We start from the raw sequence: 21,951 nt of genomic DNA, 5'->3' as shown, positions 1-21,951 counted from the left end.
CGCGAGCCGTGCGGTGCCAGTCAGAGCGCTGACCCCCTGTAGGACGACTGTGGCGAGGGGATTTATGTCCCACAGGGGATTTGCGTTTGCTGCACTGGCATCGACCGGCCTGGGCTGGGGCGGCGCCGCCGTCCTGGCTGCCTGGGTCGTACTTGTTGTTATTGCAGTGTGTTGTTTTCACAAGTCACGGATGCGCAAAGGCGCACCCGCCAGACTCGCGGGGGCAGTAAACGGGTTGATTGTCTGTTTAAGTCAGCGCGCGTTACGCAGCGCAGCCCGTCGTCGGCACGCATCGCCGAACGCCTGGAAAATACTCAAATAGGGAGGGTTCGAAAGCACCTGCCATTCCGGGTGCCATTGCACACCGACGGCAAAGGTGGGGCTGTGCTCCACCGAAATCGCCTCGATCAAACCGTCCGGCGCAATCGCCTCGCAGCGCAGGCCAGGCCCCAGTCGGTCGATGCCCTGGCTGTGAATCGAATTGACCATGAACTCGCCAGGCAACTTCAGCGCTTCAAATACACCCCCAGGCTGAACCGTCACGGCATGGGCCGGTGCGTACTGCACGGTCAGTTCCGGGTGATCCGCCTCGCGGTGATCGAGCATGCCCGGCAGCTCATGCACCTTCTGATGCAGGCTGCCACCAAACGCGACGTTCATTTCCTGAAAGCCACGGCAGATGCCGAGCACCGGAACGCCTGCCGCGATGGCTGCACGTAATAAGGGGAGGGTGGTGGCATCCCGGGCCGGATCGTGATCCGTGCCGGGCGCACTGGCCGTGCCTTGATAGTGGAAAGGTTCCACATTCGAAGGTGAGCCGGTCAGCAACAGACCGTCGAGCTGCGCGAGCAGATCCTCGATTTCAGTCAGTTCGCCTAAGGAAGGAATGACCACGGGCAACCCCAAAGCCGCGACGCTGACAGCACGCAAGTACTTGTCGCCGCTGACGTGGTAGGGGTGCAGGCCAATCTGTTTGACGCATGCAGTAACGCCGATCAATGGCTTGAATGCCATTTTTATCACCTCGAAGTTTCACACTTGAACGAGCTTTTCCGGAGCTTAGCCTTGTTGATTTTAATTAACAACTCTCATGTAAAAAATTCTAAACGCCGTGTGTCCGATCCTTAGGATTTACGCGGTGTGCGGGACTGATTTGGCACTCTCGTCCCCATTAAAGGCCCGAAAATAAAGGTTGAAAGGCCAAGTGTTCGCTATTGACTTCACTTTGCCTTTCGGATTGACTGAGCTCGCAACAAGGCAGTGAACATAATAATTAACAGCTAATAGGTGCATCATGTCGGTCCCTCTGCGTACCGTTCAACTCAACGAAGCAAACGCATTCCTTAAGAAATATCCTGAGGTTTTGTACGTCGACCTTCTGATTGCGGATATGAACGGTGTGGTGCGCGGCAAGCGCATCGAACGCACCAGTCTTCATAAGGTTTACGAAAAAGGCATCAACCTTCCGGCGTCGCTCTTCGCCCTGGACATCAACGGTTCAACGGTGGAAAGCACCGGCCTGGGTCTGGACATCGGCGACTCCGATCGAATCTGCTACCCCATCCCCAATACCCTCAGCATCGAGCCTTGGCAGAAGCGCCCAACCGCGCAACTGTTAATGACCATGCACGAACTGGAAGGCCAACCGTTCTTCGCCGACCCTCGCGAAGTACTGCGTCAGGTCGTGAGCAAGTTCGATGACATGGGCCTGACCATCTGCGCCGCGTTTGAACTCGAGTTCTATCTGATCGACCAGGACAATGTGAACGGTCGTCCGCAATCGCCACGTTCGCCGGTGTCGGGCAAGCGTCCGATGTCGACTCAGGTGTACCTGATCGACGACCTGGACGAATACGTCGACTGCCTGCAAGACATCCTCGAAGGCGCAAAAGAGCAGGGTATTCCTGCGGACGCCATCGTCAAGGAAAGCGCCCCGGCGCAATTCGAAGTGAACCTGCACCACGTCTCCGACCCTATAAAGGCCTGCGACTACGCGGTGTTGCTCAAGCGTCTGGTGAAGAACATCGCCTACGACCACGAGATGGACACCACCTTCATGGCCAAGCCGTATCCGGGCCAGGCGGGCAATGGTCTGCACGTGCACATTTCGATTCTCGACAAAGAAGGCAACAACATCTTCGCCAGCGAGGATCCCGAGCAGAACGCCGCGCTGCGACACGCGATCGGCGGTGTGCTCGAGACCCTGCCGGCGCAGATGGCGTTCCTGTGCCCGAACGTCAACTCGTACCGCCGCTTTGGCGCGCAGTTCTACGTGCCGAACTCGCCAAGCTGGGGCATCGATAACCGGACCGTGGCCGTGCGCGTGCCAAACGGTTCGCCGGACGCCGTGCGCATCGAACACCGCGTTGCCGGTGCCGACGCCAACCCGTACTTGCTGATGGCGTCGGTCCTGGCCGGTATTCACCACGGCTTGACCAACGAAATCGAGCCGGGCCCACCGGTGGAAGGCAACAGCTACGAGCAGAACGAGCAGAGCCTGCCAAACAACCTGCGCGACGCACTGCGCGAGCTGGACGACAGCGAAGTCATGGCCAAATACATCGACCCGCTGTACATCGACGTGTTCGTCGCGTGCAAGGAAAGCGAGCTGGCCGAGTTCGAGAACTCCATCTCGGACCTTGAGTACAACTGGTACTTGCACACCGTTTAACGACGGGCGATAAACCCTGTAGGAGCTGCCGAAGGCTGCGATCTTTTGATCTTGATCTCAAAAAGCAAAATCAAAAGATCGCAGCCTTCGGCAGCTCCTACAGGGGGATTGCATTCCAGGTTTTAAAAAACAGGCGCCAGCCTGATGACCACCTATTCCCCTGCGTCGAGTCACAACAATGACAAACACTCGCAGCGACTGGGAGCAACGCTTCCAGTCCCTAACCATAGAAAGCCGCGCCTTCATCGACGGCCAATACCGCCCGGCACTCAGCGGTGACACTTTCGAATGCACCAGCCCGGTCGATGGCCGATTCCTGGCCAACGTCGCGAGCACTGACGAAGCCGACGCCAACGCAGCAGTCGCCGTCGCACGCCGCACCTTCGAATCCGGCATTTGGGCCAATCTCGCCCCGGCCGAACGCAAGCGCATCCTGATTCGCTTCGCCGACCTCATCCTGGCCAACCAGGAAGAACTCGCCTTGCTCGAAACCCTCGACATGGGCAAGCCGATCAACGACTCGATGAACATCGACATCCCGGCGACCGCCAACGCGATCCGCTGGAGCGCCGAAGCCATCGACAAGATCTACGACGAAGTCGCCGCCACGCCCCACGATCAGCTCGGCCTGATCACCCGCGAGCCGGCGGGTGTGGTCGCCGCCATCGTGCCGTGGAACTTCCCGCTGATCATGGCCAGCTGGAAGTTCGCCCCAGCCCTCGCGGCCGGCAACTCGTTCATCCTAAAACCTTCGGAAAAGTCGCCACTGACGGCCATCCGCATCGCCCAGCTTGCGCTGGATGCGGGCATCCCGAAAGGCGTGTTCAACGTACTGCCAGGCTTCGGTCACACCGTCGGCAAGGCACTGGCGTTGCACATGGACGTGGATGTACTGGCGTTCACCGGCTCGACCGCGATTGCCAAGCAACTGCTGATCTACGCCGGCCAAAGCAACATGAAACGCGTCTGGCTCGAAGCAGGGGGGAAGAGTCCGAACGTGGTGTTCGCCGACGCGCCGGATTTGCGCGCGGCGGCACAAGCCGCCGCTGGCGCCATCGCCTTCAACCAGGGCGAAGTCTGCACCGCCGGCTCGCGTTTGCTGGTGGAGCGTTCGATTCGCGAGCAGTTCATTCCGCTTCTGGTGGAAGCGTTGCAAGTCTGGAAACCGGGGCACGCTCTGGACCCGGACACCACGGTCGGTGCAGTCGTCGATCAGCGTCAGCTGGACAACGTGTTGCGTTATATCCAGGTCGGCAAAGACCAGGGCGCGCAACTGATCGCGGGCGGCAGCCGAACCCTCGAAGACACCGGCGGCCTGTACGTGGAACCGGCCATTTTCGACGGCGTGACCAACGCCATGACCATCGCCCGTGAAGAAATTTTCGGCCCTGTGTTGTCGCTGATCACCTTCGACACGGTTGAAGAAGCCCTGGCCATCGCCAACGACAGCATCTTCGGTCTGGCCGCCGGCGTCTGGACCAGCAACCTGAGCAAGGCTCACACCTTCGCACGTGGTTTGCGCGCCGGCAGTGTCTGGGTCAACCAGTACGACGGCGGCGACATGACCGCGCCGTTCGGCGGGTACAAGCAGTCGGGTAACGGACGGGACAAATCGCTGCACGCGTTCGATAAATACACCGAACTCAAAGCGACCTGGATCAAGCTCTAATACTTCTACAACGGCGGTCGCAGGCGTGCCTGCGACCTTCGGAGAAACCTATGAAACAAACCCATGTAAACAGCTACTACGCCGCCACCCGCAACTTCACCGGTGATTTTCCGGTGCTGGAACAGGCTGTGGACTGCGACGTCTGCATCATCGGCGCTGGCTACACTGGCCTGTCCTCGGCCCTGTTCCTGGCCGAAGCTGGCTACAGCGTCACCGTACTCGAAGCCGCCAAAGTCGGTTTCGGTGCCAGCGGTCGCAACGGCGGTCAACTGGTCAACTCCTATAGCCGCGACGTCGATGTGATCGAAGAGCGCTACGGCGACAAAACCGCCGAAGTACTCGGCAGCATGATCTTCGAAGGCGCGGACATCATTCGTCAGCGCATACAGCACTACGACATTCAGTGCGACTACAAGCCCGGTGGCATTTTTGCTGCGCTGAACAAAAAGCAGCTCAAAGGCCTGGCCGAGCAGAAAAGCAGCTGGGAACGCTACGGCAACAAGAACCTTAGAATGCTCGACGCGACCGACATCAAGCGCGAAGTTGGTTGCGACAACTACGTCGGCGGCCTGCTCGACATGCAGGGCGGCCACATCCATCCGCTGAACCTGGCCCTCGGTGAGGCCTCGGCCATCATCGGCCTGGGTGGCAAGATCTACGAACAATCGGCCGCAGTGGAAATCACCTACGGCGAGCCGATTACCGTACGCACCGCCAAAGGCGTGGTCCGCGCCAAATACCTGCTGATCGCCGGAAACGCCTACCTGCCGCAAGACCTCGACAGCCGCGTCACGCGTAAAAGCATGCCGTGCGGTTCGCAGATCGTCGTCACCGAACCGTTGTCCGAAAAGGTTGCGCGCAGCCTGATCAAAAACAACTACTGCGTCGAAGACTGCAACTACCTGCTCGACTACTACCGCCTAACCGCTGACAACCGCCTGCTGTACGGCGGCGGCGTGGTCTATGGCGCCCGCGAACCGGACGACATCGAACAACTGATCAAGCCGAAGATCCTCAAGACCTTCCCGCAACTCAAAGACGTGAAGATTGACTACCGCTGGACCGGCAACTTCCTGCTGACCATGTCGCGCATGCCGCAATTCGGGCGTATCGAGAAAAACGCCTACTACATGCAAGGCTACAGCGGCCACGGCGTCACCTGCTCGCACCTGGCCGGCAAACTGATCAGCGAAATGATCCGCGGCGACGCCGAACGCTTCGATGCTTTCGCATCGTTGCCGCACATGCCGATGATCGGCGGCCGCACCTTCCAGGCCCCGCTCACCGCCATGGGCGCCGCGTACTACGCGCTGCGCGATCGATTCGGGATCTAAGCGACACAATCCCTGTAGGAGCGAGCCTGCTCGCGATGAGGCCCTGTCAGTCGCCAAGAATGTCGCCTGACACTCCGCCATCGCTAGCAGGCTAGCTCCCACAGAGATCCAGTTTGAGCAAAAAATCCACGGCCAACCGGGACCAAACTGTAGGAGTGAGCCTGCTCGCGAAGAGGCCATACCAGCCTCCATCAATCCCGACTGACACCCAGTGACAGCCATTTCACCCACCCATTCATCGAACCTGCTGAGCAACTCCACCAAACGTGATTTAATACCCGACTTTCAAATTTCCGGGACAGGGAAGCGGTACTTTCGCGGCCAAAAGTCGCCCGCCATCCACCCCCATAACCCTTAAGTTTTCCTCACATAAGGCTGTCATGGACACGGGCTCACGACTCAAACTAGTACGCGAAAGCTACAAACTCTCCCAGCGCGAGCTGGCCCGGCGTAGCGGCGTCACCAATGCCACCATCTCCCTGATCGAGCAAAATCGCGTCAGTCCCTCCGTCAGTTCCCTGAAAAAACTGCTCGAAGGCATTCCCATGTCTTTGGCCGATTTCTTCACCTTCGATCAGCCGCCCCGTGAACATCAATACGTGTTCCGCGCTAACGAACAGCCGGACCTCGGTCGCCATGGCCTGCGGTTGCTACTGATCGGGGCTTCGGTGCCAAGCCGGCAGATGCGGCTTCTGCGCGAGCAATACGCACCGGGAGCGAGTTCAGGGGAAGAGCCGATCGTGCACTCCGAAGGCGAGGAGTGTGGGCTGGTTACGCGAGGCACTGTGGAACTGACGGTTGATGGCCAGATTAGTGTGCTCAATGCGGGTGACGGCTACTACTTCCCGACAACGTTGCCGCATCGGTTTCGCAACATCGGCCAGGACGAAGCAGAAATCATCAGCGCGAATACGCCGGCGAATTTTTGAGAATTGAAGATGCGTGGTGGTGTTTTTGGTGGGGGCATATAGATTCCGCTTTTAGCACCTATCAGATACACATTGTTTCTATTAACATCTGATCATGAGCCTATCTGATCTCCGCCAACTTAAAGACGCTTGGCAAGCCAAGTACCCCGACCAAGCGAGCGGCGGCGAAACAGCGCTGCAAGGGTTTGCCTTCCAGTTTTATCAAGTGCTGTATGACAGCGTGCGAGCTTGGTTTGCGATGGATGTTGAGCAACGGAATGATCCTCGGGTGTATGGGGAGTATTTGTCAGATATTGCAGAGTTGAGGGGCTCTGGGGTGCTATTGGTTACTCAGGTCAAGTTCACCCAAAGCTCGGGAATGGTCATCAGCGCTTTGGCTGATCTATATCGCGTATACCAAGTTGCTGCTAAGGAAGTGCCGGGCCTGCTGTCGAGGTTGGATTTTCGAATTCTCTCGGCACGGCCACATCTCAAGAACGTCTGCACTACGATTGAGCGTTGGCGACCAAAGGATGCTTCGATAGACGAAGCATTATTGGCTGCCTTTCGAGCTAAGGTAAAGGCAGAGATTAATGCCGATCCGCATGATGAATTGCTAGCACTTTTGGCAAACAAGCTTCAAGCAGAGGCGCCATTGACCCTTGTTCGTGCTTGGCTAGGAAAGTTAGTTGAGGCTTCGGGAGAAGGAAAAGGGTATCTCGGATTTGCTCGCGAGCTCTGCAATGATCTGATATCGCTAGATGGCGCTCGTGCGGCAAAGAAGGGATCATCTATTTATGTTTGGACGGCGAACGATCAACCTCCAAGCAGCACCGTTGTAGGCAGCGTGTTAACAGGTCAGCAGCCTCAGGTTCACCATCTACGTGAAGGTTTTTTCGCTCCAAGAAATGCACTTTCTTCCAGCATTGCTGGCAGGATTTCTGACTGGGCGTTGTTGAGTCACAGCGGCGTTGAAAACTCACTGCGCTTGCCGCTTTTTTGGATTGGTGGGAGATCCGGTGCTGGGAAAAGTGTTGTCCTGCTTCAGGTGATGGCGCAGCTTCATGAAAGTGGTGAGTTTGTCATTCTGTTCCCTCCCAGTGTTGCGCACCTACCAGCAACGATCCGATGGTCGAACGAGGTGCGGCGCTCCGGAAGACGTGTCGTAATTGCATTGGATGATCCTTATGCTCCGGCAGCGCAGGGAGATGCTGATGCGTTATGGCGAGATGCGCTCGACGAGTTGCACACCCTGCGGCAAGACGGTAACGCCTCAGCGATGCCACTGGTCGTTTGTTGTGGCCCCACGGAACAGGCTGACCGACTGCGCGATGATTTACCTGATGACATTGTCCTCACGTTGCACTCACTTCCTCGAGAGGATCGTGACGACTTTTCGAATTTGCGTCAGTGGTATCAGGAGCGAACCGGCAAGCAGCCACCACCAGTGGGCAACGAAAACGTACTGCTTGTGCAAGTTTTTTTCGAGTGGCGTGTAGGGCATACCTTGCCCGAGTTCGCTAAGCGGTTTAAAAGGCGCATTGAGACGGCCGACCCTTCAGGCTTGATCTTGGGTGCATTAGCGAGTGTACTTGCGCTTAACCGGCTCTATGCCGGAGCTTGTCGGCGTTCAGTTGTTGCTACGCTTACTCCGGTTTTAATTGATTTATTGGATCGACTGCGCACTGAAGATCATCTGATAGATGATGGCGACCAAGGGCGTCCAGGTCTGTGGTTATCCCATCCTCATCTCGCTGAAGCGATTTATTCCAGTTGGTTTCCCGTATCTGGTGCGAATGTGCGTCGTGGACACCTCACGACTGCCATAATGGGAGCAATCGTCTATGGCACAACGCCAATAGAACAAACAGCACCGCTTTGGGCTGTCTCGCGCGTACTTGGTACGCGCACGATCGACTCAGATGTTTCGCAACGATTGGATATATCGTCTGCTTACAAGATCCTTTCCGAAACGTATATGCAGTTGTGCTCCGAGCAACGCATGACGTTGCCATTACTGCCTGTATGGATTCAGGTGCGTATGTTGGCACCTGATCTACCATTAACCCCAGACCCAATCGAAGATTCAATTGCGCGGCTGGATTTGGCGGTGGGTGATGAGCAAGGCTTAAGACTCAATTGCCACAAATTGCTGGAGTTTGCATTACACCAAGTTGATGGCCGGTATGCAGAGGCAACCACGGCGGTTATTCGCCTGCTGGAAAGAATCCAAGATTGGCGTGAGTGGTCGCCTGTTGCACATCACGCAATGCGCTGCACCAAAGATCCCAGGCTATGGTCCTTCGTCGCTGATTGGACAGAGCAGCATGTTCGAAGAGTATCTGCACAACAGCTTCTATTATTAGCACTTCGCATCAATGGTACGGATGACCGTTTTTTGCAAATTGCGTTGACAATGCTGCCCGAAGCGAAACTGACGAACGAATGGTCACGTATTGCCGAAGTATTGCTTGCATCCACGGATGTGGCCTACGAACTCATATACTTTTGGATTGGTCGCTATCGGTACGAGGTAGGTGCTGTTTATCTCCTTAGGTTGTTCCTCAATCGACGAGAAGCAAGTGCAAAAAAATGGGCTTTGGATTGGTGTCGCAACTGGCACTTGCATGTTTCAGCGGATCGTTTGCTGGTACCCCTTTGCGCTGCTGAACCCACTGCGGACGTCGTTCGTTACTGTTGCGCTTGGTTGATGCAGCGGCATGAGCGCTCGGGCTTTATGATGGAGCAACTGCTAAATAGCGCAGGTCAGAACCCTGCAGTCCAAGAGCTGGCCTCTGAGTGGTTAAATTCGAACCCCTCTAACTCCGGTGAGTGGGGTCATGTTTGGGAAGCGTTTTGGAAAACGATACCGGGTGATGAGGGGCTGACAAACCTGGGCAAAACTTGGCTGAATGACGCGCCGCCAGAACACGGCGCGTGGGGCTACATTTGGGAGAAGTTGTGGAGAGCGACTCCTAGTAATGAGGTATTGGCTGTACTTGCCCGGACTTGGCTTGCTGAAGCGCCTAGTGATAATGGGTCGTGGCGATATGTCTGGGCAGTTCTGCATCAAGAAAATCCAGACGATGAAGTACTGGTAGAGCTGGCTTATATTTGGCTTCGCGAAGCGCCAGTGGAGCTTGGGTCATGGAGCTACGTCTGGAAGGCATTGTGGGAGAAAAATCCGGCCAACGACGCATTGGTGGCGCTGGCAAAAATGTGGCTGGGTAGGGCACCAGCGGAACATGGTTCTTGGAGTTACGTTTGGCAGGCATTGTGGGTCAAAAATCCGGGCGAAGAAAGTATGGTTGAGCTCGCCCTGACATGGCTAAACGCCGCGCCTGCTGAACACGGTTCGTGGCAGTTCGTTTGGGGGGCGTTGTGGCAAGCAAATCCAAGTAATGATGAACTGTTGAAGCTGGGCCGCGCTTGGCTGGTCCAAGCACCAGTAGAACATGGATCGTGGCAGTTCGCCTGGGCGGCGCTATGGCAGGTAAGCCCAAGCGATGATGAACTGGTGAAGCTGGGGCGAGCCTGGCTTGTCAAAGCACCAGTAGAACATGGTTCGTGGAGATATGTCTGGGAGACTCTGTGGCGGGAAAACTCGGAAAATGATGTGCTGATAGAGCTCGCTCTCAACTGGTTGATAACGGTCCCAGCAGAACATGGATCTTGGCAGTTCGTTTGGACAGCTTTATGGGAAACGAACTCCAGCGAATCGTCATTGGAGGAGTTGGCCTGTAACTGGTTGGATAAGGCACCTCCAGAACATGGATCTTGGAGGTATGTCTGGTCGGCACTGTGGAAAAAAAGCCCTGGCAACAAGAAACTCACAGAGCTCGCTCGAAATTGGCTTATTCAAGAGCCAGTGGACTTTTTAGAATGGAAAAACGTCTGGGAAAAAATCAGCAAAAAGAATCTAGGTGACGAAGTGCCAGAGGACGTCGCGCGCAGCTGGTTACGTGACGCGGCTTTGGGACACCAATCTTGGCAATACGTATGGGCGACTGCCTGGAAAATATGCCCGCATGATGAGAGGTTGATGGAACTGGCTCGAGAGTGGCTAGTTGAGTCACCAGCGGAGCAAGGACGGTGGGGCTTCGTATGGTTGGCAATGTGGGAGGAAAGACTAGGTGACGAGTCATTGGCGGGGCTGGCCCAAACTTGGCTTGGTGAAGTACATATGACGGATAGCGCGTGGGGGCATGTATGGTCGGCGCTTTGGGAGAGAAAAAGGGGCGACAAAGTGCTGACGGAATTGGCCCGAACTTGGCTGGATAGGGCATCAGCACAGCACGGGGCTTGGGGTGTTCTCTGGAAGGGTTTGTGGGAGGTAGACCCGGGTGACCTCGTACTGATGGAGCTAGCCAAAGTATGGCTTATCGATGCTCCAGTTGAACATGGGGCGAGAGGACACGTCTGGTCGGTGCTTTGGGAGAGCAAGCCAGGTGACAAAATGTTAATGGAACAGGCACGAACCTGGCTGGGGGAAGTGTCATCAAAGCATGGGGCATGGGGGTATATTTGGACCGCGCTTTGGAAGAAAAGTCCAGGCGACAAAGCACTGGCGACGCGGGCTTTCATTTGGCTAGATGAAGTGCCCTCCAACCATCGTTCATGGCACTTTGTCTGGAGAGAACTTTGGAACAGTCGTATTGATAGAGTAACTGTAGTAACTGCCGCGCAAAAGTGGTTGGGGTCTGCACCTGTCGGGCACAAGGGAAGGGCAATGGTTAGTCGCTTGCTTGCTAAATGACTTGAGCTTACTAAGCTACAAAATTTCAGCGAAAAATTGTATGTAGAGGTAGTGGAGGCGCGGCACGCTCAGGAGACTCACCCTGGATGTGACAGCGACACAGTAATAAATACCTTTCAACGGTTTTAGCTTACTGGCGTAAAGTTAATAAAGGAGCCCATCGCTTTTAAAAATATCGAAATAGACAAAAAAACCGCATCGATACGGTTTTTTTGACCATTGTTATGCGTTTATTTCCCCTCAGGCATATCAAGCCCACGCTGCTTGATCACCCTAAACACATCACTCACATCCTGGACCAGGATCCGGGCGATGTTGGTCACGGTGTTGATGTCGTCTTCGGCAGCGTCGGGGTGGCTGGTGCAGGCCATCAGGTGGAGGTATTTGAGGACGGCGTTGAGGCGTTCGCTGACGCAGTTGTGAAGTTCGCGCAGCGGGGCGTCGCTGTCGAGGAGGAGGACGGGGTAGTCGGTGGCGAATTGGGACATGGGGGTGACGCGGCGCGGCGGGTTTTGGTTTGTCATGATTTTTAGTCCTAGAAAGATGAATCACAACCGTCATATCCAATTCACAGACGAACAACGACTATGTCGAGGAAGTGACGATACTCGGTGTCTTCTTTTAGGGCTGCGAAACCCCGCCACTAACGACTGTCGGCGACGGGGCGAACTATATGTGGCAGTTTTTCCGTCTGAAAACGGGTATGTAGGACGTCAGGTGGTTCTTGCGGTGATGGTCGAGACTGCAATTCGATGCTTAGCAATTGTAGTGTCAGAATTCGTTTTTGTCAGATGAACCTTGCATACTGGATTGATGGCTGCTGTGCAGCCGAACGTAGGCTTCGCTAACTGCTACAGGATGTGGGCACGTTTAGGATTTCGGCGGGGTTGGGGCGGCTTCTGTGCCCAGCGGAAGCGAGTTCCCTCACCGACATGTGTAATTTCCTACGCGATTTTCGGACGTCAAAATCAAAAGATCGCAGCCTTCGGCAGCTCCTACATTGATTGGCTGCATACCTGTGGCTGCCCGGAACAACATAGCCCCGAGTTTTCGGGGCTTTGTTTTATAAAGATTTCGAAATCTTAGAATTAAGTTAAGTCCCGTCCTGCGCTACTGCCTGGCCTGCGGCGAATGCGGATTCTGAGCCGTGTGCTTCGGCCCTGCCAGCGCCCACGCTATCAGCCCAAACAGCGGTACAAACACGATCACCACTATCCATACCAGCTTGTTGCTCGATTTCCCCTCGGCTTTACGCACCCGATTAATCGCCCACAACTCGACCAGCACAAGAATTGCCGCGAGTACGATCCAGATCGTTTCGATTTGCATTAGCCACCTCCTGATAGTCAATTCGTTAGGTGGGCAAAGGCGCGCGGGGTTCATTTTATCGGTGTGCAAAGTTCCACTAGCGTGCCATCCGGGCATCGGACGTAGGACACGGTTTGACCCCAGGGTTTGACCAGCGGGGCGGATATTTCCGTGGCGCCGACACTCAGCGCTTTGGCGTGAGCGGTGGTGACGTCTTCGGTGACAAGGCCGACTTCCATGCCCAGCGGTTTGACCGAGCTGTGGGCCGAGACGTGACCCCCGCTGAAGTTCATGGCGGCGAGCTCATCGGCGGCGAAGGCCAAGGCGGTTTCACCGGTTTCGAGTTCGCCGTAGGTGTTGGATTCGTGGAGAAAGCGCGTGGTGAGGCCGAATGCGGTTTCGAAGAATTGCAGTGAGGCGGGAACGTCGGAGACGTAGATGATCAGGTAGCCGAATTTCATGGACGAACATTCCTTGTTGAGAAATTGGGGCATGAATGTAGCAGATTGCGTCGCAAGTCTGGTTTCTAGGAAACGTCTTACAGGCTGGGTCGGAAGCGGGATGGGAACGGTCTGATTCTGCGTTTCTGAAGCCATTCAATAAGCCCATCGCCTGTTTGAAGCGCCGTACATTCACTCCTCAAGAGATGAAAGCAATTCCATCACCAAGGAGAGGAAGCATGGCGTTTGACGCATTTGTGAAAATCGAAGGTATCCCCGGCGAGGCACTGGATGAACAGTACCGCGACTGGATCGAGGTCAACGGCTACAGCTTCGGCGCCCATCAAAGCACTTCCGCAACAGCCAGTTCCAGTGGGGGGCGCGGGTTCTGGCCGGACGACGTTGAGCAACTTCACGTTCACCAAGTTACTGGACAAATCCAGCTGCAAGTTGATGGAGGCCAGTTGTGCCGGCGAGCATCTGAAGGAGGTCAGTCTGGTGCTGAGTCGTGCCGGGGGCGACAAGGTCAAATACTTCGAGATCATCCTCGAAGAAGTCATCATTTCCGACTACACGCAAAATGCCTCTGCCGGCATTCCCGTAGAAGTCGTGCAACTGAATTACGGCCGCATCAAAACCATCTACACCCAGCAAAAACGCAGCGACGGTGCCGGTGGCGGCAACATCGCGGGTGGCTGGGATCGCATCAGCAATAAAAAATATTCGTGAGGCTGAAATGGCTGAGCCTCTAGCGTTTATCAATTCCCAGACACAAACCTATCAAGCGCTGAAAACTCAATTGCGGCTGATGGGCGCCTCTAACAGCAAATTCGATGTACTCAATGGGCATATTGCCCACACTGTAGTGTTGGCCGGCGAGCTCGTGATCATCGGCGATTCGTCCACTGCATCTTGTACGAGCCAGGAAGCGTACTTGATGGCAAAGGCACGGGACATCCACATTGGTTTGTTGATCAATCAGGTCGATGCAGACGACTTTTTTCTGGACAACTTCGAGCTGCTGAAGGAGGTGCTCAAATACAGCTCAATTGGCGCGGGTGTCGTCAGTGACGGGTGGAGCAAGCACATGGCGGCCATCGGAAAAACGCTGGAGGAAATTGAGGTCCTGCATAAGGAGTTTTTGCGCACAGAATCATTGGCTGCCAGGAAAAAATTCATCGCTGAGCGCGCCATTGTGTTTGGCAAGCTGGATCAGCAGCTTGCAAGAGCAGCGTCGTATGGCTCAGGACTTCGTTATCAAAGCTCGATAAAACGAATGCTGGGAATTTCGACCAAGCGCTTTTTGCATACCGGGGAGATTGCCGGCTATGCGGAAAAAGTCGACGGCGTGGCCAAGGCTGCGAAATTAATTAAAAGCGGTACTTATATCGGCACTGCACTAGCGGTTGCTTCCTCCGGCCTAGAGATCAGAAATGCCTGTATGACCGGGCGGGAAAATGAATGTACAAAGGCCAAGTATGTAAGCGGTGGCTCATTAGTTGGAGGTCTAATGGGTAGCGCTATGGGCGGCTCCATTGGAGGCGCGATTGCTCTTGGGGGTTGTTTTGTGGCATTAGGGATTGTTACCGGAGGGCCGGGGGCTCTAGTCTGTGTTGTCGTAGGTGGGGCGATAGGTGGATATGTGGGTGGCGAACAGGGCGGGGCCGGTGGAGAAAAATTTGGTGAGTATCTATACAGGGCAGTAGAACAGTGAGTCATGAGGAACCAGGTCTGATATTAATAGTTATATTTTTACCAATGGCATTTTCGTTGTTTTTTGTTTTCTATCTCGCGCACGCGTACACCTCACGAATCGAATCTCTCCTATCGAATAGCCCTTTCGTAAAACATCATAGAGATACATTATCGGGCTTGGGTTTTATAGGTAAGGTAATTAGGACAGGTTTTATTGTGTTTGTATTGCTGATGCCTGAACTGATGGCCAGGAAAGGCGGAGTCGACGTTGATCAGGTAAAAAGCTTTCCGAAACCTTTGAAAAGGATCTTGGTAAGTGCATGGATGATGCTTCTTTTGTCTGCTGTAGCATTGATGCTCTTTGATCCTAGAGGCTGAGCAAACACTGAGGAATCAGTTTCAGTAAAAGCCATCCTCCCACCAACTGAAACCTACCGAACACCAGCCCCCGCCATCGACTCCGGCACCCATTGCGCCGTCGACAGCGGCTCGATATACCGAATCCCGCCATGCGGACCAACCACGCCATTGATGTTGTAGCTGCCGCGCGACAGGTCGTAGGTCATGAACGGGGTGGCATCCGGGACTTGCTGGTCATAGCTTTGGCTAAGGAACGCGAAGGAGCCACGGTAGAGCTGACCGCTCGCGTCGTACTGATCGGACGCCAGCGCGGCCCAGCTGTCTTCATCCAGGTAAAAGCGGCGCTTCTGGTAGATGTGCTTTGAGCCCGACTTGAGGTTGCCCTCGACCACATAAACACGGTGTTTTTCCCAGCGCACGAAGTCCGGCGAGAGGTAATTGGGCGTGGTCAGCGACTTGGCATCCCGCGCGTAGGTCAGCTTGTAGGTGTTGTAGGGCACGATCATTTCCTGCTTGCCCACCAGCGTCCAGTCATACAGTTCCAGCGCGCGGGCGGTGCCGGGGTTGGGGGTGTCGTAGGCCAGGACCGAAATCTGTTTGACGCGGCGCTGGGCCGGCAGGTACTGCCAGGCGCGGCCGGGAAAGTGCAGCGGGTTGGTGGCGTTCTTGAGCATGATCGACTCGCCGGCTCGCCGCGCCGGTCCGGTATAGGACAGTTTCATCTGATGGTAGATGTCAGAGTTGTTGAAGGGCTTTGACAGGTTTTCGTAAATCGGGAAGGAGATGAAAGCCTCGCCGGTGATCGCCAGGCTTGCCACGCCGGCCGAGTCGACGTTCCAGGAATCGTACTTGGAATGGATGTTCACACCCTGGTAGCGCAGCAGGAAATTCCACATCGCCTCTGCGCCCGATTTCGGGATGGGGAACGGCACGCCGGGCAATACGTTGTCGATGGCTAAACCGCCTTCGAGGGATTGGGCGTCGGTGGCATTGCGGCGGCTGTTGTTGAGCACCGATTGAGGCAGCGCGGCGGTGCGGTGGGTCGGGTATACGTCGATGCGGTAACCGGGGAAGCGCTTGGCCAACGCCACCGAGGTGGCCGAGAGCAGGTTCTTGTACTGATCGACGTTCTTGCCATTGATTACCAGCAGCGGCTTTTCGTCGGCGTAAGGATCCGGGCGCATGGTGTCGCCGGCTTTGAAACTGGAAGGGGCAGTGATCAAGCCACCGCTGTAGGGCGGAATGGAGCCGTCGGCGTTACCGGCTTTTTCAGCGCCCACCAAAGTGAGGTTGGTGCCCAGTTGTGCGGCTTCCTGACTCGATACGGAGGCCTGGGCATCGATGGCAAGCGTCATAAGCATTGACGCAGCGAGAAGACTTTTCACGAATTTCATATTGTTATTCTCTTGCTTGGGCACTCGCAGACGCGTCACTCAGATGCAGCAGACGCGTTCGTTGGTTCAAGTGCGGCTGGCTGAATCGCCAGAAGCTTTTTTATTGCTGACATTAAAGAGCCCATAAATCATGGGTGCTTTTCATTCGACGACAGTCGCTTCGCTATTGATGACAATGCTTCCTGCCCCAAGACCCACGCGGGACCAGAAACGGTGAAGCGTCAAACTTGGCGAACAACGTGCAGATGCGCCTCAGCACTAAAGTGGCTTGTCACGGTCAATAATTCCCGCACATCGTCAGCGGTTCTCCGACCTGGAGCCGACCGGTTCTACTTCGATGGTTTGATCAAGGAAAGTGAAAGGATGCTCGCCGCAATGTAACTAGCCACTGCCTCAATGAGTCTCCGTAAATCGAGACCCTCCGCACGTTTTTCCTCTATTCAATACAAAGAATTTAAAGCATGAACCTTCGCAAAATTGCAGTAGGGCTGTCGGCCCTTGTTTTGCTCTCGAACGGCGCGCAAGCCCGCAGCCTGTTTGATCTCCTTAAACCGCCCGCCGAGCACCAGCAACACACATCCCGTTCGGGTTCGATCAACAAGAACTCGGCGCTGGACCTCTATTCAAGCAAACAGAAACAGGCCTCGTTTGATGGCTGTGCAGACCTGTTTCCGGCGGCGAAACCGATCAATCTCGCCACTGTGCCTGCCACCATGAAACCCCTGGCTCTGTGTTCCGACAACTTCGCGGTGCTGTACTCGCAAACCAGCAAGACGCCGATGGTCGTTGTCGAACGCCTCAATTCAGCCCTGTTGCAGGACGCCAAAGGCGAGGAGCGCACCAACCAGTTCTACCCGGACCCGCGCATCCCCAAGAGTGGGCGGGCAGAGTTGAGCGACTATCGCAGCCAGCACCCGGCCGTGGACCGTGGGCACCAATCGCCGGCGGCCGATGCACCGAGCCCTAATGCCATGGCCCAATCCTTCGCGCTGTCGAACATGGTGCCGCAGGACCCGACCAACAATCGGAAGATCTGGAGCAAGGTCGAAGCGGACGTCAGAAAGTTTGCGAAGCGCGCCGATGGCAATGTGTTTGTCTTTACCGGCCCGTTGTTTGACCAAGGCCACACCACCATCGGCAACAACAAGGTGTGGGTCCCAACCCGCCTGTTCAAGCTGGTTTACGACGCATCGTCCCAACGTGCCTGGGCCTACGTGTTGCCGAACGCTGAAACCCGTATCGAAAAACCGATGGACTACGCCACGTTCGTGAAGAGTACCGGGCTCAAATTGCTGGGCAATCTGCCGGTCACCGGTTCCGTCGGGCGCACTTGATGGCTTGATGGGGGACACTCCCAGTTTGGAAGCAAAAAAAAACCCCGCATCATCATGCGTAACGCAGTCCACTCAATCGGCACGCATACATCTGTGGCGAGGGGATTTATCCCCGTCCGGCTGCGCAGCAGTCGTAAAACCGCCATACGCTGTATGCCTGATACACCTAGGTTGCAGCATTCGGGGCTGCTTCGCAGCCCAACGGGGATAAATCCCCTCGCCACAGGTAGAGTGTCGCGCTCAAGTGAACAGCATTAGCATCATCCTGCGGGTTTTTTTGCGCCGGAAAACGACGTGCGCTTCCTTACAAAGCGTTAGCCAGTTTCCCGCTCGACAGGCGACGTTTGTACGCCGTGTCGCGGTTTGCCAGCCAATAGTAGAGCGGCGAAGTGATCAACAAACCCACCAACCAGGACAAGTCAGCCCCGTTGATGTGCTCCGAAATCGGCCCGACATACAGCGGTGTATTCATGAATGGAATCTGCACCACAATCCCGATCGCATAGGCCAACAGCGCCTGGGGGTTGTATCGGCCATAGATTCCGCCATCGACCTGAAAGATCGAGTTGATGTCGTACTTGCCTTTGTGAATCGCGTAGAAGTCGATCAGGTTGATCGCGGTCCACGGCACCAGGACCACGAGCAACACCAGCACCATGTCGACGAAGTGGCCGATGAAATCCGCCGAGGCACCGACAGCGGCGAAGCAGCAGCCGGCGAGGACGATGATCGAGATGACGGCGCGGCTTTTGGCCGTGGGGATCCAGCGGTAGGCGAACGTTTGGACCAAGGTGATCAGCGACAACACGGCGCCGTAGAGGTTAAGCGCGTTGTGGCTGATGACGCTGAGCAGAAACAGCACCAGCATCAACGGGCCGATGGAGCCGGTGGCGAGTTTGACGGCGTCCATGGTGTCCATGCCGACCGGCGTGGCGAGGACCGCGACGGCGCCGAAAATGAACGAGAGACTGGAGCCGAGCACAGTGCCCAGGTAAGTGGTCCAGAAGGTCGAGGCGACGGGTACATCCGCCGGCAGGTAGCGCGAGTAGTCGCTGACATAGGGCGCGAAGGCGATCTGCCAGAGCGCGGCGAGGGATACGGTGGCCAGCCAGCCTGAGATGTTGAAGCTGCCGCGGGTAAGGAAGTCGGCGGTCTGCACGTGGGTAAAGATGTAGCCAAAACCCAGCACGATGCCGGCGCCGAGTACCCAGGTACCGATGCGGTTGAGCACGTGGATGAAGCGGTAGCCGATGATGCCGATGATGCCCGATCCCACGGCGCCGATGACGATGCCCACCGGTACCGGAATGGTATCGACCACACCGTGCAGGGACTTGCCGGCAAGGACGATGTTGGACGCGAAGAAGCCGATGTACATGATGCCGGCGATCAGCACCACCAGCAGCGCGCCGAGTGAGCCGAACTGCGCACGGCTCTGGATCATTTGCGGGATGCCCATCTGCGGGCCTTGGGCCGAGTGCAGCGCCATCAGCACTCCGCCGACCAGGTGACCCACGAGGATAGCGACGATGCCCCACACCAGGTTCAGGTGGAACAGCTGCACGCCGAGGGCGCCGGTGACGATGGGCAGCGGGGCGATGTTGCCGCCGAACCAGAGGGTGAACAGGTCCCTTGTCTTTCCATGGCGATCTTCGGGCGGCACGTAGCCTATCGTGTGTTTTTCGATGAGCGGGGCGGACGTTGTTGCGGAGGTGACCATGACGAACTCCAAGGCAATGTGAGTACGTTTTCGTACTTCGGTGAGCGCCGCGCGAACGACGCTTTTCTTGTTGGAGTGATGATGTGCGGTGGGGGAAGAGAGATAAATTAGTAAGTTTGTTGGTATAGACGTTAAAAAAACTGGCTCGGCGGGTAGCCGAAAAACCTGTGGGAGCGGGCGATTCAGGTCTTACCGGAAAGTTAAAACACCGCACAACGTGTAGCAGCTGGCGACCTGTGGTGAGGGGATTTAGCGAAACGTCGCACCGCCCCGTTCGGCTGCGCAGCAGTCGTAAAGACTTTGGGGCCGCTGCGCGACCCAACGGGGATGAATCCCCTCACCACGGGTCGCCAGCTGCTACAGGGATTGGGTTAGCTGATCGATCGCAGCATCCGTTGCAGCAGCGCGTCGCAGCCATTCAATTGTTCAAGGCTGACAAACTCGTCCGGTTTATGCCCCTGATCCATGCTGCCGGGGCCGCAGACGACGGTGGGTATGCCTGCCGCGTCGAATAGACCACCCTCTGTCCCGAACGCCACGGTGCCGAACTCTCGGGAACCGGAGAATGCAGCAATCAACTCAGCCGCTTCACTGTGCGCATCAGTTGCCAAGCCGGGATAGGCCGACAACTCGCTGAAACGTATGTCGCTTTGCTCACTCACCGCGCGCATGCGAGGCAGCACTTGCTGTTCGGCAAAGGCCTGCAATTGCTGCGCAACTTCGCTGGGATCATGGGAAGGCAGGGCGCGAATTTCAAAGTCGAATCGGCAATCGGCGGGCACGATGTTCAGCGCTTTCCCGCCGGAAATGACACCGGTCTGCACCGTACTGAACGGCGGATCGAAACGAACGTCGTGATGCTCGGGCGCCTTGAGGCGATGGCCAATCCGGCCCAGTTCACTGATCAACTCAGCGGCGTGTTCAATCGCATTGACCCCGAGCGGCGCATACGCGGAATGACAGGCCTCGCCATGAACATCGCAGCGCATCGCGAGCTTGCCTTTGTGGCCCAGCACCGGCTTCAGCTCGGTCGGCTCACCGATGATGCAGAGCATCGGTTTGACCGGGCGCTTTGCCAATTCCGACAGCAGCGATCGAACGCCCAGACAACCCACTTCTTCATCGTACGACAGCGCAATGTGCACCGGCTTTTTCAGGTCGGCCCGCACCAGCGATGGCACCAGGGCGAGCACACAGGCGATATAGCCTTTCATATCCGCCGTGCCACGCCCGTACAACTTGCCGTCACGCTCGGTCAGCTTGAAGGGCGGCAGGGTCCACGGCTGGCCATCGACCGGCACCACATCGGTGTGCCCGGACAAGACAATGCCCGGCCGTTGCGCCGGGCCGATGGTCGCGAACAGATTGGCCTTGCTGCACTGTTCGTTGTAGATCAGTTCACAGGGCACATCGAAACCCGCAAGGTAATCGCGCACGAATTCGATCAGCTGCAGGTTTGATTCGCGGCTGGTGGTATCGAACGCCACCAGGGTCTTCAGCAAGTCGAGACTGGTGCTCATCGATCGTCTCCGGCGACTCCGTAGCCTGGGGATTTGTCGGGCGCGAGGGCGCGGTCGATGTAGTCCTGTACCTGTGGGCGATAGGCGTCCCAAAGTTTTTCCAGCTCGGCGATCGGGTTTTCATCAGCCCAGTCGACCCGCAGGTTGATGATCGGCCACGTCAGCTCGCCGACTACCACCATCGCGGCGGAATGCACCGGTCCGGCTTCACCGCCTGCTGCAATAGCGGCTTGCATGGCGGCGAGCAAGCGGTCGGCCAGCTGACCTTCGCCCTGCTCGAACGCGTGGACCATCGCTTCGATGACGGTGCGGTCCGCGAGCATGTTTCCCGCCGCGACACACTGCTCACCGGATACGGCATTGTGATTGCCCAGGGTCTCACTGCCGCTGAAATGCGCGGTGCGGCCGAGATGGTCGATAGCGATGATCTGTCGGTACTGGCTGTAACCGTTTCGCGTCAGCACCTTATCCAGCGCCTCGGCAGGTGCCAGGCCTTGTTCCATCAGGGCGAGGGTTTCCGGGCCGAGGGAGGGCAGGGTGATGTTCTGCGTCGAGACCGCGCCGACACCGGGCAGCAGCCACGGGCAGCGGGCACCGACGGCGATGCTGGAGGAACTGATGGCGATGCCGAACTGGCCGGTTTCGGGGCAACGGGCGGCGATGGAGAAGGTCATGGTTTGATTCCTTGGTTAGCCTTGACGGGTGCGTGTCTGAAAGGGCGCCATCGCGGGCAAGCCCGCTCCCACAGGGATTGGCAGCGGCCACAAAATGTGTGCACGACGACTTGCCCTGTGGGAGATTCTATGTTGCCCAGCAACTCTAAATTCTTAGGCTGACAGGTA

General features: G+C 56.5%; 15 protein-coding genes and 1 pseudogene. 8 read left to right on the top strand and 8 right to left on the bottom strand.

Going from position 1 to position 21,951, the window contains the following annotated elements; translation table 11 throughout:
- Positions 1-252: 252 nt before the first annotated feature.
- The gene (locus AC3ZVB_RS13375) at positions 253-1,014 is read right to left on the bottom strand and encodes a gamma-glutamyl-gamma-aminobutyrate hydrolase family protein (protein ID WP_490146763.1); all 762 of its coding nucleotides are present in this window, start codon (positions 1,012-1,014) and stop codon (positions 253-255) included.
- Between the two features lie 280 nt (positions 1,015-1,294).
- On the opposite strand from AC3ZVB_RS13375, the gene AC3ZVB_RS13370 reads away from it, so the two are divergent.
- The 5 genes from AC3ZVB_RS13370 to AC3ZVB_RS13350 all read left to right on the top strand — a co-directional run bounded on the left by AC3ZVB_RS13370 (position 1,295) and on the right by AC3ZVB_RS13350 (position 11,338).
- Positions 1,295-2,671, top strand: a complete 1,377-nt coding sequence (locus AC3ZVB_RS13370) for a glutamine synthetase family protein (RefSeq protein WP_162438477.1) — start codon at positions 1,295-1,297, stop codon at positions 2,669-2,671.
- A 178-nt stretch (positions 2,672-2,849) separates the two neighbouring features.
- Positions 2,850-4,340, top strand: coding sequence for an aldehyde dehydrogenase (locus AC3ZVB_RS13365; protein WP_490146762.1), 1,491 nt, complete (start codon positions 2,850-2,852; stop codon positions 4,338-4,340).
- A 50-nt stretch (positions 4,341-4,390) separates the two neighbouring features.
- Entirely contained in the window at positions 4,391-5,674 is a 1,284-nt protein-coding gene (locus AC3ZVB_RS13360) for an NAD(P)/FAD-dependent oxidoreductase (RefSeq protein WP_490146761.1), read from the top strand.
- Between the two features lie 380 nt (positions 5,675-6,054).
- Positions 6,055-6,603, top strand: coding sequence for a cupin domain-containing protein (locus AC3ZVB_RS13355; protein ID WP_028623608.1), 549 nt, complete (start codon positions 6,055-6,057; stop codon positions 6,601-6,603).
- A gap of 94 nt (positions 6,604-6,697) precedes the next feature.
- On the top strand, positions 6,698-11,338 hold the full coding sequence (locus tag AC3ZVB_RS13350; protein ID WP_490146760.1) for a P-loop NTPase family protein: 4,641 nt from the start codon (positions 6,698-6,700) through the stop codon (positions 11,336-11,338).
- A gap of 230 nt (positions 11,339-11,568) precedes the next feature.
- Here the strand turns inward: AC3ZVB_RS13350 and AC3ZVB_RS13345 are convergent, their stop codons facing one another.
- The 3 genes from AC3ZVB_RS13345 to AC3ZVB_RS13335 all read right to left on the bottom strand — a co-directional run bounded on the left by AC3ZVB_RS13345 (position 11,569) and on the right by AC3ZVB_RS13335 (position 13,107).
- The gene (locus tag AC3ZVB_RS13345) at positions 11,569-11,862 is read right to left on the bottom strand and encodes a fructose-bisphosphate aldolase (RefSeq protein ID WP_490146759.1); all 294 of its coding nucleotides are present in this window, start codon (positions 11,860-11,862) and stop codon (positions 11,569-11,571) included.
- A gap of 586 nt (positions 11,863-12,448) precedes the next feature.
- Entirely contained in the window at positions 12,449-12,667 is a 219-nt protein-coding gene (locus AC3ZVB_RS13340) for a PLD nuclease N-terminal domain-containing protein (protein ID WP_490146758.1), read from the bottom strand.
- A 50-nt stretch (positions 12,668-12,717) separates the two neighbouring features.
- A complete protein-coding gene (locus tag AC3ZVB_RS13335) occupies positions 12,718-13,107 on the bottom strand; it encodes a VOC family protein (RefSeq protein WP_490146757.1) in 390 nt (129 codons plus the stop codon).
- Between the two features lie 218 nt (positions 13,108-13,325).
- Between AC3ZVB_RS13335 and AC3ZVB_RS13330 the strand changes: the two are divergent.
- Together AC3ZVB_RS13330 and AC3ZVB_RS13325 are read left to right on the top strand one after the other, a co-directional pair.
- Positions 13,326-13,815 (top strand): annotated as a pseudogene (locus AC3ZVB_RS13330) (Hcp family type VI secretion system effector).
- 7 nt (positions 13,816-13,822) lie between these two features.
- On the top strand, positions 13,823-14,800 hold the full coding sequence (locus tag AC3ZVB_RS13325; protein ID WP_490146756.1) for a hypothetical protein: 978 nt from the start codon (positions 13,823-13,825) through the stop codon (positions 14,798-14,800).
- A 412-nt stretch (positions 14,801-15,212) separates the two neighbouring features.
- Here the strand turns inward: AC3ZVB_RS13325 and AC3ZVB_RS13320 are convergent, their stop codons facing one another.
- Positions 15,213-16,535: a DUF1329 domain-containing protein gene (locus AC3ZVB_RS13320; RefSeq protein WP_490146755.1), complete on the bottom strand. Its 1,323-nt coding sequence runs from the start codon at positions 16,533-16,535 to the stop codon at positions 15,213-15,215.
- A gap of 461 nt (positions 16,536-16,996) precedes the next feature.
- On the opposite strand from AC3ZVB_RS13320, the gene AC3ZVB_RS13315 reads away from it, so the two are divergent.
- On the top strand, positions 16,997-17,869 hold the full coding sequence (locus tag AC3ZVB_RS13315; RefSeq protein WP_490146754.1) for a DNA/RNA non-specific endonuclease: 873 nt from the start codon (positions 16,997-16,999) through the stop codon (positions 17,867-17,869).
- A gap of 304 nt (positions 17,870-18,173) precedes the next feature.
- Here AC3ZVB_RS13315 and AC3ZVB_RS13310 read toward each other — a convergent pair whose 3' ends face one another.
- The 3 genes from AC3ZVB_RS13310 to AC3ZVB_RS13300 all read right to left on the bottom strand — a co-directional run bounded on the left by AC3ZVB_RS13310 (position 18,174) and on the right by AC3ZVB_RS13300 (position 21,783).
- The gene (locus tag AC3ZVB_RS13310; RefSeq protein WP_194693361.1) at positions 18,174-19,589 is read right to left on the bottom strand and encodes a purine-cytosine permease family protein; all 1,416 of its coding nucleotides are present in this window, start codon (positions 19,587-19,589) and stop codon (positions 18,174-18,176) included.
- Between the two features lie 371 nt (positions 19,590-19,960).
- The gene (gene argE / locus AC3ZVB_RS13305; RefSeq protein WP_490146753.1) at positions 19,961-21,109 is read right to left on the bottom strand and encodes an acetylornithine deacetylase; all 1,149 of its coding nucleotides are present in this window, start codon (positions 21,107-21,109) and stop codon (positions 19,961-19,963) included.
- On the bottom strand, positions 21,106-21,783 hold the full coding sequence (locus AC3ZVB_RS13300) for a DUF1028 domain-containing protein (RefSeq protein ID WP_490146752.1): 678 nt from the start codon (positions 21,781-21,783) through the stop codon (positions 21,106-21,108). The genes argE and AC3ZVB_RS13300 overlap by 4 nt, the downstream gene beginning before the upstream one ends.
- Positions 21,784-21,951 lie beyond the last annotated feature (168 nt).

The organism is Pseudomonas sp. MDV22-iso1 (assembly GCF_058145095.1).
Note: the sequence above shows the minus strand (reverse complement) of the source record. Positions and strands in the feature narration are given on the sequence as shown.

Bases quoted from the DNA above. Each gene is read 5' to 3' on its own strand.
- AC3ZVB_RS13375 (WP_490146763.1), bottom strand. From the start codon at position 1,014: ATGGCATTCAAGCCATTGATCGGCGTTACTGCATGCGTCAAACAGATT.
- AC3ZVB_RS13370 (WP_162438477.1), top strand. From the start codon at position 1,295: ATGTCGGTCCCTCTGCGTACCGTTCAACTCAACGAAGCAAACGCATTC.
- AC3ZVB_RS13365 (WP_490146762.1), top strand. From the start codon at position 2,850: ATGACAAACACTCGCAGCGACTGGGAGCAACGCTTCCAGTCCCTAACC.
- AC3ZVB_RS13360 (WP_490146761.1), top strand. From the start codon at position 4,391: ATGAAACAAACCCATGTAAACAGCTACTACGCCGCCACCCGCAACTTC.
- AC3ZVB_RS13355 (WP_028623608.1), top strand. From the start codon at position 6,055: ATGGACACGGGCTCACGACTCAAACTAGTACGCGAAAGCTACAAACTC.
- AC3ZVB_RS13350 (WP_490146760.1), top strand. From the start codon at position 6,698: ATGAGCCTATCTGATCTCCGCCAACTTAAAGACGCTTGGCAAGCCAAG.
- AC3ZVB_RS13345 (WP_490146759.1), bottom strand. From the start codon at position 11,862: ATGACAAACCAAAACCCGCCGCGCCGCGTCACCCCCATGTCCCAATTC.
- AC3ZVB_RS13340 (WP_490146758.1), bottom strand. From the start codon at position 12,667: ATGCAAATCGAAACGATCTGGATCGTACTCGCGGCAATTCTTGTGCTG.
- AC3ZVB_RS13335 (WP_490146757.1), bottom strand. From the start codon at position 13,107: ATGAAATTCGGCTACCTGATCATCTACGTCTCCGACGTTCCCGCCTCA.
- AC3ZVB_RS13325 (WP_490146756.1), top strand. From the start codon at position 13,823: ATGGCTGAGCCTCTAGCGTTTATCAATTCCCAGACACAAACCTATCAA.
- AC3ZVB_RS13320 (WP_490146755.1), bottom strand. From the start codon at position 16,535: ATGAAATTCGTGAAAAGTCTTCTCGCTGCGTCAATGCTTATGACGCTT.
- AC3ZVB_RS13315 (WP_490146754.1), top strand. From the start codon at position 16,997: ATGAACCTTCGCAAAATTGCAGTAGGGCTGTCGGCCCTTGTTTTGCTC.
- AC3ZVB_RS13310 (WP_194693361.1), bottom strand. From the start codon at position 19,589: ATGGTCACCTCCGCAACAACGTCCGCCCCGCTCATCGAAAAACACACG.
- argE (WP_490146753.1), bottom strand. From the start codon at position 21,109: ATGAGCACCAGTCTCGACTTGCTGAAGACCCTGGTGGCGTTCGATACC.
- AC3ZVB_RS13300 (WP_490146752.1), bottom strand. From the start codon at position 21,783: ATGACCTTCTCCATCGCCGCCCGTTGCCCCGAAACCGGCCAGTTCGGC.